The organism is Mycobacterium botniense (assembly GCF_010723305.1).
In the GTDB taxonomy this organism is placed as follows: domain Bacteria; phylum Actinomycetota; class Actinomycetes; order Mycobacteriales; family Mycobacteriaceae; genus Mycobacterium; species Mycobacterium botniense.
This window is the reverse complement of record NZ_BLKW01000004.1, coordinates 824,123-839,881: the sequence shown is the minus strand read 5'-3', so window position 1 is coordinate 839,881 and position 15,759 is coordinate 824,123. Positions and strand designations below refer to the sequence as shown.

Below are 15,759 nucleotides of genomic sequence, written 5' to 3'. Positions count from 1 at the left end.
TCGGAACACCAATGGCAACACCGCCAACAGCGTCACAGCTGGCTACCGGAAACGGCTTACCCAATGTGGTGGTCACGGGCATTGCCATGACGACGGCGCTCGCCTCCGACGCCGAAACCACCTGGAAGATGCTGCTCGACGGCCAGAGCGGAATTCGGCGCCTCGACGACCCGTTCGTCGAGGAGTTCGACCTTCCGGTGCGCATCGGCGGACACCTGGTCGAGGAGTTTGATACCCAGCTCACGCGGGTCGAGAACCGCCGAATGGGTTATCTGCAGAAGATGGCCACCGTACTGGGGCGGCGGGTGTGGGACAACGCCGGCGCACCGGAGGTCGACACGAACCGGTTGATGGTGTCCGTCGGCACCGGCATGGGCTCGAGTGAGGAAATGCTCTTCGCCTACGACGACATGCGGGCCCGGGGCATCAAAGCGGTTTCCCCGCTGGCCGTGCAGATGTATATGCCCAACGGCGCGGCTGCCGCGGTCGGACTGGAGCGTCACGCCAAGGCCGGAGTCATCGCGCCGGTGGCGGCGTGCGCGTCGGGCGCCGAAGCCATCGCCCATGCCTGGCAACAAATTGTGCTCGGTGAGGCCGACATCGCGATCTGTGGAGGTGTCGAAACCAAGATTGAGGCGGTGCCGATCGCTGCGTTCGCCCAGATGCGGATTGTGATGTCGACCAACAACGACGACCCGCCCGGAGCTTGCCGTCCGTTCGACAAAGATCGCGACGGTTTCGTGTTCGGGGAAGCCGGGGCGCTGATGGTCATCGAAACCGAGGAGCACGCCAAAGCTCGGGGTGCGCACATCCTGGCCAGGCTGATGGGTGCCAGTATCACGTCTGATGGCTACCACATGGTGGCGCCCGCACCCGATGGTGAGCGTGCCGGCTATGCGATGACGCGGGCCGTCCAGCTGGCCGGCCTCACCCCCGCCGACATCGATCACGTGAACGCGCACGCCACCGGAACCCAGGTCGGCGACCTGGCCGAGGGCAAGGCCATCAACAACGCCCTGGGGCCGCACGGCGGGAACGCGGCGGTGTATGCACCCAAATCGGCGCTCGGTCATTCGGTCGGTGCGGTCGGTGCGGTGGAGTCGATCCTGACCGTGCTGGCGTTGCGGGATCAAATCATTCCGCCCACACTGAACCTGGCGAACCTCGACCCCGACATCGACCTGGACGTGGTGGCGGGCAAACCCCGCCCGGGCAATTACAAGTACGCGGTCAACAACTCGTTCGGGTTCGGCGGGCACAACGTCGCCATTGCCTTCGGGCGGTACTGACCGGAGTCGTGACAGGAGACCTGCGATGACGATCGTGGCCCCCGAGGCGATCGGCGAGTCTCTCGATCCTCGCGATCCGCTACTGCGTCTTTCCACGTTCTTTGACGACGGCAGCGTGACACTGCTGCACGAACGGGACCGCTCCGGGGTGCTGGCCGCGGCGGGCACGGTCAACGGGGTGCGCACCATCGCGTTTTGTACGGACGGCACTGTGATGGGCGGCGCGATGGGTGTCGAGGGCTGTGCGCACATCGTCGACGCCTACGACACCGCCATCGAGGAGCAGAGCCCGATCGTGGGCATCTGGCACTCCGGCGGGGCCCGGCTGGCCGAAGGCGTGCGGGCGCTGCACGCGGTCGGGCTGGTGTTCGAGGCGATGATCCGCGCGTCGGGCTACATTCCGCAGATCTCGGTGGTGGTCGGCTTCGCCGCCGGCGGCGCCGCCTACGGGCCGGCGCTGACCGATGTGGTCGTGATGGCCCCGGAAAGCCGGGTCTTCGTCACCGGACCCGATGTGGTACGCGCCGTCACCGGCGAGGATGTCGACATGGCCTCGCTGGGCGGACCGGAGACCCACCACAAAAAGTCCGGAGTGTGCCACATCGTCGCCGACGACGAACTCGACGCCTATGAGCGCGGTCGCAGGCTAGTCGGATTGTTCTGCCAGCAAGGACATTTCGACCGCACCAAAGCCGAAGCCGGCGATACCGACATCAGCGCGCTGCTACCCGAGTCAGCGCGGCGGGCCTACGATGTACGCCCGATCGTGACCGCGATCCTCGATGATGACACACCTTTCGACGAGTTCCAGGCCAAATGGGCCCCGTCGATGGTCATCGGGCTGGGCCGCCTCGCGGGCCGCACAGTGGGGGTGCTGGCCAACAACCCGCTGCGTCTGGGCGGGTGCCTCAACTCCGAAAGCGCCGAGAAGGCCGCACGTTTCGTGCGGCTGTGCGACGCGTTCGGTATTCCGTTGATCTGCGTGGTCGACGTTCCCGGCTATCTGCCCGGTGTTGACCAGGAGTGGGGCGGGGTGGTGCGTCGCGGCGCCAAACTGCTGCACGCGTTCGGTGAGTGCACCGTGCCACGGGTCACGCTGGTCACTCGAAAGATCTACGGCGGGGCCTACATCGCGATGAACTCCCGATCGTTGGGCGCCACCAAGGTATTCGCCTGGCCCGATGCCGAGGTGGCGGTCATGGGCGCCAAGGCGGCGGTCGGTATCCTGCACAAGAAGAAGCTGGCCGCCGCGCCCGAACACGAGCGCGAGGCGCTGCACGAACAGTTGGCCGCCGAGCACGAGCGCATCGCCGGCGGCGTGGACAGCGCCATCGAGATCGGTGTGGTCGACGAGAAGATCGACCCGGCGCATACCCGCAGCAAGCTCACCGAAGCGCTGGCGGAGGCGCCTCCACGGCGTGGACGCCACAAGAACATTCCGCTGTAGCGTCCAGGCGCCCGAACGGACGCGCATTCGAAGCCACCCCGAAAACCGTTGGCGGTGCACCCAGCCCGCGGCCGCGCAGGAGATCCACGCTGCGAAAGCTCAGGTTACGCGCTTTCGGGTAGATGAAGATTTCACGGCGCTTCTCGACCAGCAGCGAACGAACACCGTGTGGGGCGAGCAGCGCCGACGTGGCTAACCCACCCGCGCCGGCACCGACGATGAGCACAGGAACCCGGGTGACGGTCATGGCGACTCGCCTGTCCTGAGTCCGGACAGCAGCACGACATGCTCGGCGCGGGTACCTCACCGCTGCCGCGCCAAGAACTCCTCGGCCACCGCGGCGGCTCGCTCCCGATCGGCGGGGACCAGGCCGATCCGGGTCCGGCGATCGAGGATGTCGTCGGCATCGAGCGCGCATTCATGGGTCACCGCGTACTCGAACTCCGCACGGATCACGTCGATACCCTCGGCAACCGGGTCAGTGGGCCGGTCGCAGGTGGACGTCGCCACCACATTGGCGGCTTCGGCCCCGTAACGCGCGATCAGCGAGGCCGGCAGACCCGTGGTCGGCCACACCGCCGAGCCGGGATTGGCCGGCGCACCGATGAGCGGAAGATTGCGCGTCCGGCATTCTCCAGCGTCCAGGTGTCGCAGCGCCACGGCGCGATCGACAACATCCTGTGCCATGTGCCGGTACTCGGTAAGTTTGCCGCCGATCACGCTGATAACCCCGGACGGTGATTCGATTACCGCGTGTTGCCGCGAAATATCGGCGGTGCGGCCTTCGCCGGTGTCGATCAGCGGACGCAGCCCCGCATAGGCTCCGATTACGTGGTCGGGCGCCAGAGCCGTTCCCAGCGCGGTGTTCACCGTCTCCAGCAAAAAGGTGATTTCCGCCGAAGTCGGCTCGGGCACATCCGGAACCGGGCCGGGCGCGTCTTCGTCAGTGAGCCCCAGGTAGACGCGGCCCAACTGCTCAGGCATGGCGAACACAAAACGGTTGACTTCACCGGGTATCGGAACCGTAAGCGCTGCAACAGGATTAGAGAATATAGCAGCATCGAAAACAAGATGTGTTCCCCTGCTGGGCCGTAGCTTCAGCGACGGGTCGATGCTATCGGCCCATACCCCGGCTGCGTTGATCACAGCGCACGCGGACACGTCGAACGATTCGCCGCTGCGCTGGTCGGTCAGCCGCACCGAAGTGCCGGTAGCCTCTGATGCCGCCACATAGGTCAGGATCCGTGCACCGTGTTGCGCGGCGGTGCGCGCCACCGCCACAACCAGGCGGGCATCGTCGATGAGCTGACCGTCGTAGGCGAGCAGGCCGCCCTCCAGGCCGTCGCGCCGCACAGCCGGAGTCATGTCGATCACATGTTGCGCGGGAATCCGGCGCGACCGCGGCAGCACTGACGCCGGTGTGCCCGCCAGCACCCGCAGGACATCCCCGGCCAGAAAGCCGCTGCGGATCAGTGCCCGCTGCCCGCGGCCCATCGAGGACAGCAACGGGACAACTTGCGGCATCGCACGAACTAGGTGGGGTGCGTTGCGAGTCATCAGGATTCCGCGTTCGACCGCGCTGCGCCGCGCTATCGTCACGTCGCCGCTCGCCAGATAGCGCAGGCCACCGTGCACCAGTTTGGAACTCCACCGGCTTGTGCCGAACGCCAAATCGTGCTTTTCCACCAGTGCCACCTGCAATCCGCGCGACGCGGCGTCCAGGGCGATACCGGTTCCGGTGATGCCACCGCCGATCACCACCATGTCAAGTCGCTCACCGTCGGCCAGCGCGGCCAGTTCGGCGCTTCGGCGGGCGGCGTTGAGTGCGATGGACATCGGGACGGGTATCCGTTCAGCGGGCAGACCAGCGCGGCGGTGTGCGTCTCGACCACACGCCAAGCGGGATTTCGACCCGGTGATCGGCAACACCATCGCCGCCTGGTGACGCGGGTAATACTGTAACGCATGCCGGACGCTGATGAACTCCTGCCGCCCATGAAATGGGATGCGTGGGGAGATCCACAAGCCGCCACACCACTTTCCGAGAGCATCCGCTCGTTACTGAAACAAGCGCTCGGCGTGTCGGATTCGGGTACAGCCAATATCGAAGCCGATCAGGTGCGGTTGCGCCCGCCGGCACTGTCACCCACCGACCACAACACGTTCACCGAGCTTCTCGGGGCCGGCTACTGTCGCGTCGACGATCACGCCAGGTTGTTGCATGCGGGCGGAAAATCGACCCCAGATCTGCTGCGGCGCAGGAACTTGAGAACGCAGGACGCCCCCGATGCGGTGCTGCTGCCCGGTAATGATGACGACGTCAAAGCTATTCTGGATTACTGCACACGGCGTGGCATCGCGGTCGTCCCGTTCGGCGGCGGCACCAGCGTGGTCGGTGGACTCGACCCCGTCCGCGGGCCGTTCCACGCCGTGGTGTCGCTGGATTTGCGTCGCCTCAATCGGTTGCTGGCCTTCGATGACGTGTCCGGTACGGCGGAGTTCGGCGCGGGCGTCACAGGCCCACGGGCCGAACAGCTGCTCGCCGAGCACGGTTATTCGCTCGGGCATTTCCCGCAAAGCTTCCAGTTCGCCACCCTCGGCGGATTCGCGGCCACACGGTCGTCAGGCCAGAATTCGGCGGGATACGGCCGCTTTGATGACATGGTCTGTGGTTTGCGCGTGATCACTCCGGCCGGTGTGCTGGATCTGGGCCGGGCGCCGGCCTCGGCCGCCGGCCCGGATCTGCGTCACCTGCTGATCGGGTCCGAGGGGGTCTTCGGTGTCATCACCCGGGTCCGGCTGCGGGTGCACCGGGCGCCGGAAGTCATCCGCTACGAAGCGTGGACGTTCCCCGATTTCGCGACAGGCACAGCGGCGCTGCGGGCAGTGGCCCAGACCGGCAGCGGCCCGACTGTCATCCGCCTCTCCGATGAAGCCGAGACGGGGGTCAACCTCGCCACCACCGAGGCCATCGGCAAGCAGCGGATCACGGGAGGCTGTCTGGCCGTCACCGTGTTCGAGGGCACCCGCGCGCATGCCGAAAGCCGGCACGCCGAGACCCGCGCGCTGCTGGCAGCCCATGGCGGCACCTCACTGGGTGAGGGGCCCGCGCAGGCGTGGGAGCGTGGCCGGTTCAGCGCGCCGTATCTGCGGGACTCGCTTTTGGCGGCGGGCGCGCTGTGCGAGACCCTGGAGACTGCCACCGACTGGTCGAACATTGCCGCGCTCAAAGCCGCCGTCACCACCGCGCTGACGACTTCACTGGCCGAATCGGGCACCCCGGCGCTGGTGCTGTGCCACATTTCGCACGTCTACCCCACCGGCGCCTCACTGTATTTCACTGTCGTCGCCGGACAACGCGGGGATCCGATCGACCAGTGGCGCGCCGCCAAAGCGGCCGCCTCCGAGGCGATTATGGCCAGCGGCGGGACTATCACACACCACCACGCCGTCGGAACCGATCACCGGCCGTGGATGCGCGACGAGGTGGGCGACCTGGGTGTCCGGCTGTTGCGGGCGATCAAAGCGACGCTCGATCCTGCCGGGATCCTCAACCCCGGCAAACTGATCCCGTGACCGGGGCGCTGAATCACCACGAGATTGGTCAGGTGACGCTGTTGACCAATCCGGTATCGGGACACGGCAACGCACCGCGTGCCGCGGAAAGGGCACTCGCGCGATTGCGACAACGCGGTGTGGACGTCGTGCAAATCGTTGGCGCCGACGCCGAGCACGCTCGCCGCCTGGTCGGCGACGCGCTCGACCGCGGCACCGACGCCCTGGTGGTCGCCGGCGGCGACGGCGTGATCACCGAGTGCCTGCAGGCGCTGGCGACAACCGATATTCCGCTGGGCATCATCCCCGCGGGTACCGGCAACGACCACGCCCGCGAGTACCAAATCCCCCGGGAGGATCCGGAAGCCGCCGCCGATGTCGTCGCCGCAGGCTGGGCGGAAACCGTTGACTTGGGACAGATCCGCGACCGCCGCGGCGTCACCAAATGGTTCGGCACCGTCGCGGCAACCGGATTCGACTCGCTGGTGAGCGACCGGGCTAACCGGATGCGCTGGCCGCACGGGCGGATGCGCTACAACCTGGCGATGCTGGCCGAGCTGTCGCGGTTGCGGCTGCTGCCGTTCCGGCTGGTGCTCGACGACCGGACGGGCAGTTTGCGAGAAATAAAAGCCGACCTCACGCTGGCGGCTGTCGGTAACACCCGCAGCTACGGCGGGGGCATGCTGATCTGCCCCAACGCCGACCACGCCGACGGCCAGCTCGACATCACCATGGTCCATTGCGCATCGCGGACACGGCTGATCCGGCTGTTCCCCACCGTTTTCACCGGCACACACGTCGACCTCGACGACGTGACCACTGCCCGTGCGCGATCAGTCGCGGTCGACTCCGCCGGTATCAGCGCCTACGCCGATGGCGAGTACGCGTGTCAGCTGCCCGTGACGATTTCCGCTGTGCCAGGTGCCCTGCGCATCTTGCGGCCCCACAGCAGCGTTAACCCACTCCCCGGCTAAGCCACGTCACTTCGCCGGAGTCCCCGCCGTCGCGATAAGCCTCCAGGGCCTCATCCCATGCCGTGCCCAGCACCGAATCCAGCTCGGCGGCAAGCACGTCCGCACCCTGTGCCATCATCGCCCGCAGTCGGTTCTCGCTGACCACGATATCGCCGTTGGCGCTCGTCGACCCACTCCACAACCCCAACTGCGGCGTGTGGCTGAACCGTTGGCCGTCGACCCCCGGACTGGGGTCCTCGGTGACCTCGAACCGCAGCACCGACCACGCGCGCAACGCGTTGGCCAACCGGGCACCGGTACCCACCGGACCAACCCAATTTGTCACCGCGCGCAGCTGTCCCGGCAAGGCTGGTTGCGGGGTCCACATGAGATTCGCCTTGGCCTGCAGAGTCGACGACAACGCCCATTCGACATGCGGGCACACCGCCGCCGGCGACGCGTGGATGTACACCACGCCCGTCGTGACGTCGGCGAATTGGTTCGACGCACGCATCTGCTACTCCTTCGGCTCCAGGACGTCTTCCCCTACGACCCGGTGATCCGATAAGCAGGATGCTGCTGGTCAGCCGATGTATTTGTGTCGTGCGTGTCTATTGTGCCTTGTGGGGCCCCTGTTGCGCTAGTGTGCGCGGTATTCGGATATCACCGCGTCGGACAGCGCCGGCCACAGCGGCAGCGCCCACTCCCCGAATTCGCGGTCGGTGAGCACGACCAACGCCAAGTCGGCCACCGGATCTGCCCAGATGAAGCCGCCCGACTGCCCGAAATGGCCGAATGTGCGCGGCGAGTTGGCCGCGCCGGTCCAATGCGGTGACTTGGCATCGCGGATCTCAAAGCCCAGACCCCAGTCGTTAGGCCGCTGCAGCCCGTAGCCGGGCAAAACCCCGTCGAGGCCGGGGAACTGAACACTGGTCGCTTCGGTGTGCATCTGCGCCGACACCGTCACCGGACGCAGCAGATCCCCGGCGAACGCCGCCAGGTCGGCAACGGTCGAACTGGCACCGAACCCGGCGGCCCAGGCGCCGCCGTGGAGGCGGGAGGCGGTCATGCCCAGCGGTTCGAAGACCGCCTCGGCCAGGTAGCGGGCGAACTCGATATCCGAGGCCTCCTGCACCGTCTCAGCCAGCACCGTGAAGCCGTAGTTGGAATACACCCGGCGAGTGCCCGGTTTGGCCAGCAGGTGAGCGGAGTGCATCGCCAGCCCGGAGGCGTGTGCCAGCAGGTGGCGTACCGTGGCGCCGGGCGGGCCGGCGGCGGTGTCAAGCTCAATAACCCCCTCCTCGACGGCGACCTGTACTGCCCGCGCGACGAGTGGCTTGGTCACCGACGCCAAGTCGAACACACACCCGGTATCACCGTGACTGGCCAGCACACCGGTGGGGCCGACCACCGCGGCGGCAGCGGTGGCCACCGGCCAGTTTTGCAGAGCATCGAGCGCGACCATCGCGCAGGAGCCTATCGGGCGCCGGCGCTCTCTCGGCGCTGCCTCTGGCATGCATCGGCCGCGACGGCAATCGTCCCGGGCACACGGTGGTAGCGGGGCAGGCCGCAGGGTGGGGTGCCCGCTGACGCCGCGGTGCAGATTACGTTGAAACCATGAGCCAGACAGTGCGCGGAGTGATTTCTCGAAAGAAAGGCTTACCCGTCGAGGTGGTCGACATCGTCATCCCGGACCCAGGTCCGGGCGAAGTCGTGGTCGATATCAGCGCGTGCGGGGTCTGTCACACTGATATGACCTACCGCGACGGCGGTATCAACGACGACTACCCCTTCCTGCTCGGCCACGAAGCCGCGGGCACCGTGGAAGCCGTTGGCCCGGGTGTCACCGCGGTCGAACCCGGCGATTTCGTGATCCTCAACTGGCGGGCGGTGTGCGGTCAGTGCCGCGCCTGCAAACGTGGCAGGCCGCAGTACTGCTTCGACACCTTCAATGCTGAGCAGAAGATGACGCTGACCGATGGCACCGAGCTGACTCCGGCGCTGGGCATCGGCGCATTCACCGACAAGACCCTGGTGCACTCCGGCCAATGCACCCGGATCGATCCCCGAGCCGATCCGGCGGTGGCGGGCCTGCTGGGCTGCGGCGTGATGGCCGGACTGGGCGCCGCAGTCAATACCGCCGCGGTGACCCGCGACGACACCGTCGCCGTGATCGGCTGCGGCGGTGTGGGCGATGCTGCGATTGCCGGGTCCGCGCTGGTCGGCGCCAAGCGGATCATCGCGGTCGACACCGACAACACCAAACTGGAGTGGGCGCGCCAGTTCGGCGCGACTCATACCGTCAACGCGCGCGACACCGACGTGGTCACGGCGATTCAGGATCTCACCGGCGGCTTCGGTGCGGACGTCGTGATCGACGCCGTCGGCAGGCCGGAAACCTGGACCCAGGCCTTCTACGCCCGCGATCTCGCCGGAACCGTGGTACTGGTGGGAGTTCCGACACCGGATATGCGGATTGACCTGCCGCTGCTTGACTTCTTCTCCCGTGGCGGCGCGCTGAAATCGTCCTGGTACGGCGACTGCCTGCCCGAGCGTGACTTCCCCACCCTAGTCGACCTCTACCTGCAGGGCCGGCTTCCGCTGGAGAAGTTCGTCTCCGAACGCATCGCGCTCGACGACATCGAAGAAGCCTTCGAGAAAATGCACGCTGGCAAAGTGCTGCGCTCGGTGGTGGTGCTGTCGTGAGCCGCATTGAGCGCGTGGTCACCCACGGCACCTTCGAACTCGACGGCGGTAGTTGGGAAGTCGACAACAACATCTGGATCGTCGGTGACGATTCCGATGTCGTGGTTTTCGATGCCGCCCACACCGCGGCTCCTATCCTGGCGGCCGTCGCCGGGCGTCACGTCGTCGCCGTGGTGTGCACACATGGCCACAACGACCATGTCACCGTGGCTCCCGAACTGGGCACTGCGCTCGACGCGCCGGTGTTGCTGCATCCCGGCGACGAGGTTCTCTGGCGGATGACCCACCCGGACAAGGACTTTCGCGCTGTTTCCGACGGAGACACGCTGCGGGTCGCCGGCATCGAGCTGCAGGCGTCGCACACCCCTGGTCACTCGCCGGGATCGGTGTGCTGGTACGCCCCAGAGCTGGGCGCGGTGTTCAGCGGCGACACGCTGTTTCGCGGCGGGCCGGGGGCGACGGGGCGTTCGTTCTCTGATTTCCCGACGATCCTGGAGTCGATCTCCACCCGGCTGGGCGCCCTCCCGGCCGGCACCGTCGTCTACACCGGTCACGGGGACACCACCACCATCGGCGACGAAATCGTGCACTACCACGAATGGGTGGCCCGCGGCTACTGAGTGCCATTGTCTTGAGCGTGCGCAAACTGCCGGTCTGTTCGGCGTGTCGGCGGGCACACACGCACGCTCGCGGTGACATACCGCCTGATAACTCCGCTGGCACCTACCCAGCGGGCGACTCAGGGATGCTCTGCGGGGGAATCGGCGGTAAGGACGGAAGCGCCGGCGGCTGAGTGGATAGTGGCGACGATGGCGGGTTGGTGTCGTGCGGCAGAGTCACCGCCGGTGTCTGCGGATTTTCGGTGCCCGGCGCACCGGATTCCGGTGCCGGGGCGGCGGGGCCGCCGGACATGTGGCGCAGCATGACGATGATCGCCGCCCCCAGGGCCAACACCACCAAGGCGGTGGCGAGTATCACCACCGCCGGTCGCCGGTACCAGGCCACAGCCCCGGTGCCGGATGCTGGCACGCTGCCGCCGACCGGTTGCGCCGGTCGCCTCGGGCGAACGTCGCCGCGCACCGGCGGGACATCACCGGTGCCGACGGGCGTGGTGGCGGCACTGTCGTCTGACTGCGACCAACTCAGTACCGGTTCGGACGACTTCGGGTCGGCTCTGGATGTGGTCAATGCTTCGGTCGGTGGCGTCACTGCCGTCGGCGCCGGCGCTGTGCGGCTGTCATCGGCGGGACTGCGCGCGGCCAGCAGCGCGGCACCGATCGCGGCCGCGAGGTGCGGCCTGGGGACGGTGATGACTGGAACCCCGAAACGCTGCGAGAGCGTCGTGGTGATCAGCGGGATGCTCGCCTCGCCGCCCACCGCGGCGATGGCCGTCAAGTCGGCTGCGTTGATTCCGGTGCGGTTCAGCACGTCCTTGGTCGCAGCGATGAACCCGTCCAACGGCTGGCGGATGGCGTCCTCCAGGTCGCCGCGGATCAGCCGGATATCCCCCCGCAACCCCGACAGGTCAGCCGTCAGCGTGGTCGCTGTGCTCGAGGAAAGCCGCTCCTTGGCAGCGCGGCAGTCGACCCGCAACCGGTTCAGTGAGCCGATGCCCGACATGCCGGAGGTACCCAACGATGCGGTCACCGACAACTCATCGAGGACATGGGTCAGCAGGGCTTGGTCGACCATGGCCCCGCAGAAGCCCGTATAGCGCACAGCGGTACCGATGGCTTGGTAGCCGGTGCCGGCGTCAAAGAGGCTGATGCTGGATCCGCTGCCCCCGAAATCGCACACGACGATGATCCCGTGGGCGGGCACGCCGGGGTTGACCCGCAGCGCGACCAATGCCGCCGCGGCATCGGACAGCAGCGCCAATCGGTCGGTGGACCAGTCAGTTACGCGTCTCAGCGCGTCCCTCAGTGCGTCGATCGTCGCCGCGTGCCAGTGGGCGGGATAGGCCACCGCCACCGCCTCCGGCGGCGCACGACCGCTGGTCGCTGCAGAGACCAGCGCACGCAACGCATGGGCAAGCAGTGCCTCGCTGCGGTGGATAGTCCCGTCGGCTGCGACGATGCCGGCAGGGTCTTGCATCCGGCCAACGACGTTGGTAATCACCAAGCCACGCTCATGAAGCGCGGGGTTCTCCGATGGCACACCGACTTCGGGGGGACGCTGACGGAACAGGGTCAGCACCGGCTTGCGGGTGAGCGCACGATCGCCGGTCACCGCCGCCAGGTTGGTGGCCCCAATCGAGAGGCCTATCGCCCACGTTGCCGCGTCTGCCATGGTGTCCAATCCACGGGTTGCCTCGGCGTTCATCCTGCACACCGGCCCTTAATGTATTCGGCACTTGCGCGGTTTGCGGCGCCTACGGTGGTTAGCGGATGGTTCCGGCACCGGGGATGAGCGGCAGGTCAAGTGCGGTGACCCAGCCCGGCGGCAGCTCGTTGACCGCCGGCACCGCGTTGAGTGCGCGCATCCCGGTAGCCAGGCACCCGGCGGCGGCCGCATCGCGTCCCGAGCCGTCGGTGAAGCGAAACGCGGTCTCTTGGAAGATGCTGGGTGTTCCTTCGATCTCGACCCGGTAGACGTCGTTGTCGTGCCCGGTGGGCCAATCCGGAGCAGCGTCGTGCCCGATCCGGTTGACGTGTTCGAGCTGGATGCAGGTCCTGCCCCGATAGACGCCGTTGATGGTGAACCGCACCGCAGCAACCTGACCGGGCCGGATGACGCCTTTGGCTGTCGCGCGCTCGGTGGGCGTCACCCAGGTGTCCCAGGTGGTGGTGATCTCGTCGAGCACGATGCCGGCAGCGTGCGCGATCATCGGCACGGTCGCCCCCCACGCCAAGATCAACACATCGCGGTGCTGCAGTACCGGCCGGAACTCAGGCTCGCGGCCGATGCCCATCTCGGTTTCGTAGTCGCCGGTGTAATTGGTGTAGTCCAGCAGCTCGGAGGCTTTGACCTTGTGTACTTCCGAGCACACACCCATCAACGTCAGCGGCAGCAGGTCGTTGGCGAATCCTGGGTCGATGCCGGTAGTGAAGCACGACGACCTGCCCAATTCGCAGGCCTCGGCGATGGGCCGGATCCAACTCGGCGGATTCAGGTGCATGGCCGGCCAAACCCAGGGAGTCATCGCAGTCGAGCAGACATCAATACCCGCCCGCAAAAAACGGGCGATCAGCCCGATGTTGTCCTCGGCGTGTGCGGCGGTCGGACCGTAGTGGACTACCGCGTCGGGCCGCAACGCGATCAAGGCATCGACATCACTGGTTGCGGTGATACCCACTGGCTCGGCTAGTCCGCAGATCTCACCGACGTCGCGACCGGCCTTCTGCGGGTTGCTGACGCCCACACCCACCAGCTCGAAGAGCGGATGGTTGACGATTTCGGGGATCACCATGCTGCCGACGAAACCGGTACCCCACACCACGACCCGTTTGGACATCGGTCACCTCTCCTCCACCCGATCCCGGCTTCCGGCTCACCCTAAGCCGGTGGCTCAGGATTTGACGCCCCGCCTCGAGTCCCGGGGTGGCGAGCGCCTGTTCGCCGCAGCGGTAACGGGGCTGGCGCCGATCGGCCGAGCACCCCGGGACTCGTCGCCTCTCGCGACTCCGGTGTTGACAGTGTGGCTCGACGGTGACGGCAGCCGGACCGCGACGGTACCGATGCGTCTGAGTTCCTGCCCGGTGGCGGGCTTGCCGTGCCCTACGCGACGCCGCGGCGCTGGTCAGACTTTACGCCCCGGGACACTGGACCACGTCGGCGCCAAGCCCAACCACCGCCGCGGCGTGCCGCTGGATCGGTACCCCCCGCCCGAATGCTGCCGCGACAGCGGCCCGCGCTGTGGTGCGCTGGTAGCGCGCAACACCGCCCGAAAACCCTGGCGCCGACTCCCCGGTTCGGCCGTGAAGGGATGCGCAAGCGATCTAGGCTCGGGTCAGCGACTCCTCCTATTCCCTTGACGTGGGCGGGACACATGGGCATCAGCATTCGGGTCAACGGCGCACCACCACCGGACGTGCCCCGTGCCGAGATCGACCTCGGCTCGTGGGATTTTTGGGCTCGTGACGACGATTTCCGCGACGGGGCGTTCACCACGCTGCGGCGCGAAGCGCCGATCGCTTTTTGGGCCGAGCCCGTGCAGCCCGGCTTCGAACAAGGTGCGGGGCACTGGGCGCTGACCAAGTTCGACGACGTCTTCTACGCCAGCCGGCACCCGGAGATCTTCAGCTCAAGTCCCAATATCACGATCAGCGACCAGCCGCCGGAAGTGGCGGAGTTCTTCGGCTCGATGATCGTGCTCGATGACCCGCGCCACCAGCGGTTGCGCTCGATTGTCAGCCGCGCCTTCACCCCCAAGGTGGTGGCCCGCGCCGAGGCGTCGGTCCGGGAACGAGCCCACCGGCTGGTGGCGTCGATGATCACCAACCACCCCGACGGCAGGGGCGAGCTTGTCTCCGAGCTCTCCGGCCCCCTGCCCCTGCAGGTGATTTGCGACATGATGGGCATCCCGGAGGAGCATCATCTGCGAATCTTCCACTGGACCAACGTGATCCTGGGGTTCGGCGACCCCGATCTGGCAACCGATTTCGAGGAGTTCACCAAGGTTTCGTTGGAGATCGGGGGGTATGCCACCGCTCTGGCCGAGGACCGCCGCGCCCATCCCCGTGATGACCTGACCACCGCATTGGTGCAGGCCGAGGTCGACGGCGAGCGGTTGTCGTCGGCTGAGATCGCCTCGTTTTTCATTTTGTTGACGGTGGCCGGAAACGAAACAACACGTAACGCGATCAGCCATGGTGTGCTGGCGCTGACCCGCTATCCCGAACAGCGCGACAAGTGGTGGTCCGATTTCGAGGGTTTGTCGCGCTCGGCGGTGGAGGAGATCGTGCGGTGGTCTTCGCCGGTGGTCTACATGCGGCGCACTCTGACCCAAGACGTCCGCATGCGCGGGACCGCGATGGCGGCCGGCGACAAGGTCACATTGTGGTACTGCTCGGCCAATCGTGACGAGGAAAAGTTTCCCGACCCGTGGACCTTCGACGTAGCGCGCGACCCCAACCCCCATGTCGGCTTCGGGGGTGGCGGCGCACATTTCTGCCTGGGCGCCAACCTGGCCCGCCGCGAGATCAGCGTGGTATTCGATGAGCTGCACCGCCAGATACCCGACATCGTCGCGACTGAGGAACCTGCTCGGCTGCTGTCGCCGTTCATCCATGGCATCAAGACACTGCCAGTCGCCTGGACACCGCCGGCATGAGCGCGCCGCGCGCTGACGGGGACCGCCCGGAGAGATATCGGCAACCGTCGGTCCACGGCATCGTATATTCAGCACAACCACACGAGCGCTGACAACGGAGGCTGACCCGTGAAATCGTTGGCTTTGAGCTTTGCGCTCACCACCGCGGCGATCGCCCTCACGCCGGTCGCGCACGCCGAGATGCAAATCGGCAACTACGCGCTTGAGACCCCCCGCGATCCGGGCCATGCGTGGATTTGGGTCATCAGGGGATGTACCCCCAGCGCACCCGCATGCCTCCATGTGCAGGCGGTGCCCCAGCCCAACGGGCAGGCAGCACCCTACGACGGAAATGCACAGCTGGTCAACGGCCGCTACACCATGAGCGTCGACGTGCCCGATGGTGTGCGCTGCGTGGTCTACTTCCTGCCTTCGCATGACACCTATACCTGGGATGCGGTAACGCTGGCCGGTTCCGTGGAGTCGACGTTCGACGCGAGCTGCGGCGGCGGGCCCGGAGGCACCGTCACCTACCCCTTTCAGCTGGTGCGATGGTGA

Annotated in this window: 13 protein-coding genes and 1 pseudogene; 8 read left to right on the top strand and 6 right to left on the bottom strand. The window is 66.8% G+C overall.

Features of this window, described 5'->3' with window-relative positions; translation table 11 throughout:
- Nucleotides 1-11: 11 nt before the first annotated feature.
- Nucleotides 12-1,289: a 3-oxoacyl-ACP synthase KasB gene (kasB, locus tag G6N08_RS13945; RefSeq protein ID WP_163758200.1), complete on the top strand. Its 1,278-nt coding sequence runs from the start codon at nucleotides 12-14 to the stop codon at nucleotides 1,287-1,289.
- Between the two features lie 25 nt (nucleotides 1,290-1,314).
- Entirely contained in the window at nucleotides 1,315-2,736 is a 1,422-nt protein-coding gene (locus G6N08_RS13940; protein ID WP_163758199.1) for an acyl-CoA carboxylase subunit beta, read from the top strand.
- A gap of 58 nt (nucleotides 2,737-2,794) precedes the next feature.
- On the opposite strand, the pseudogene G6N08_RS20785 reads toward G6N08_RS13940, so the two are convergent.
- Together G6N08_RS20785 and G6N08_RS13930 are read right to left on the bottom strand one after the other, a co-directional pair.
- Nucleotides 2,795-2,983, bottom strand: a pseudogene (locus tag G6N08_RS20785) (FAD-dependent monooxygenase); the annotation flags it as partial.
- Nucleotides 2,984-3,039: 56 nt separating this feature from the next.
- Nucleotides 3,040-4,572 carry a glycerol-3-phosphate dehydrogenase/oxidase gene (locus tag G6N08_RS13930; RefSeq protein ID WP_371869027.1) on the bottom strand — a complete coding sequence of 511 codons (1,533 nt, stop codon included), beginning with the start codon at nucleotides 4,570-4,572 and terminating at the stop codon, nucleotides 3,040-3,042.
- A gap of 159 nt (nucleotides 4,573-4,731) precedes the next feature.
- Here G6N08_RS13930 and G6N08_RS13925 point away from each other — a divergent pair, with 159 nt between their 5' ends.
- On the top strand, nucleotides 4,732-6,312 hold the full coding sequence (locus tag G6N08_RS13925) for an FAD-binding oxidoreductase (RefSeq protein ID WP_163760614.1): 1,581 nt from the start codon (nucleotides 4,732-4,734) through the stop codon (nucleotides 6,310-6,312).
- On the top strand, nucleotides 6,309-7,265 hold the full coding sequence (locus G6N08_RS13920; RefSeq protein ID WP_371869026.1) for a diacylglycerol kinase: 957 nt from the start codon (nucleotides 6,309-6,311) through the stop codon (nucleotides 7,263-7,265). The genes G6N08_RS13925 and G6N08_RS13920 overlap by 4 nt, the downstream gene beginning before the upstream one ends.
- Here G6N08_RS13920 and G6N08_RS13915 read toward each other — a convergent pair.
- Entirely contained in the window at nucleotides 7,246-7,758 is a 513-nt protein-coding gene (locus tag G6N08_RS13915; RefSeq protein WP_163758194.1) for a DUF3145 domain-containing protein, read from the bottom strand. The genes G6N08_RS13920 and G6N08_RS13915 overlap by 20 nt on opposite strands.
- A gap of 126 nt (nucleotides 7,759-7,884) precedes the next feature.
- Nucleotides 7,885-8,709: a serine hydrolase domain-containing protein gene (locus G6N08_RS13910; protein ID WP_163758192.1), complete on the bottom strand. Its 825-nt coding sequence runs from the start codon at nucleotides 8,707-8,709 to the stop codon at nucleotides 7,885-7,887.
- 152 nt (nucleotides 8,710-8,861) lie between these two features.
- Between G6N08_RS13910 and G6N08_RS13905 the strand changes: the two genes are divergently transcribed.
- Nucleotides 8,862-9,950, top strand: coding sequence for an S-(hydroxymethyl)mycothiol dehydrogenase (locus G6N08_RS13905; RefSeq protein ID WP_163758190.1), 1,089 nt, complete (start codon nucleotides 8,862-8,864; stop codon nucleotides 9,948-9,950).
- Nucleotides 9,947-10,570, top strand: a complete 624-nt coding sequence (locus G6N08_RS13900; protein ID WP_163758188.1) for an MBL fold metallo-hydrolase — start codon at nucleotides 9,947-9,949, stop codon at nucleotides 10,568-10,570. Before G6N08_RS13905 ends, G6N08_RS13900 begins: the two co-directional genes overlap by 4 nt.
- Before the next feature lie 103 nt (nucleotides 10,571-10,673).
- On the opposite strand, the gene G6N08_RS13895 is transcribed toward G6N08_RS13900, so the two are convergent.
- Entirely contained in the window at nucleotides 10,674-12,272 is a 1,599-nt protein-coding gene (locus G6N08_RS13895; RefSeq protein ID WP_246216759.1) for an Hsp70 family protein, read from the bottom strand.
- Nucleotides 12,273-12,330: 58 nt separating this feature from the next.
- Nucleotides 12,331-13,404, bottom strand: coding sequence for an NAD(P)H-dependent amine dehydrogenase family protein (locus G6N08_RS13890; protein WP_163758186.1), 1,074 nt, complete (start codon nucleotides 13,402-13,404; stop codon nucleotides 12,331-12,333).
- Nucleotides 13,405-13,938: 534 nt separating this feature from the next.
- On the opposite strand from G6N08_RS13890, the gene G6N08_RS13885 reads away from it, so the two are divergent.
- Both G6N08_RS13885 and G6N08_RS13880 read left to right on the top strand, forming a co-directional pair.
- Nucleotides 13,939-15,222 carry a cytochrome P450 gene (locus G6N08_RS13885; protein ID WP_163758184.1) on the top strand — a complete coding sequence of 428 codons (1,284 nt, stop codon included), beginning with the start codon at nucleotides 13,939-13,941 and terminating at the stop codon, nucleotides 15,220-15,222.
- A gap of 180 nt (nucleotides 15,223-15,402) precedes the next feature.
- Nucleotides 15,403-15,759, top strand: coding sequence for a hypothetical protein (locus G6N08_RS13880; RefSeq protein ID WP_371869061.1), 357 nt, complete (start codon nucleotides 15,403-15,405; stop codon nucleotides 15,757-15,759).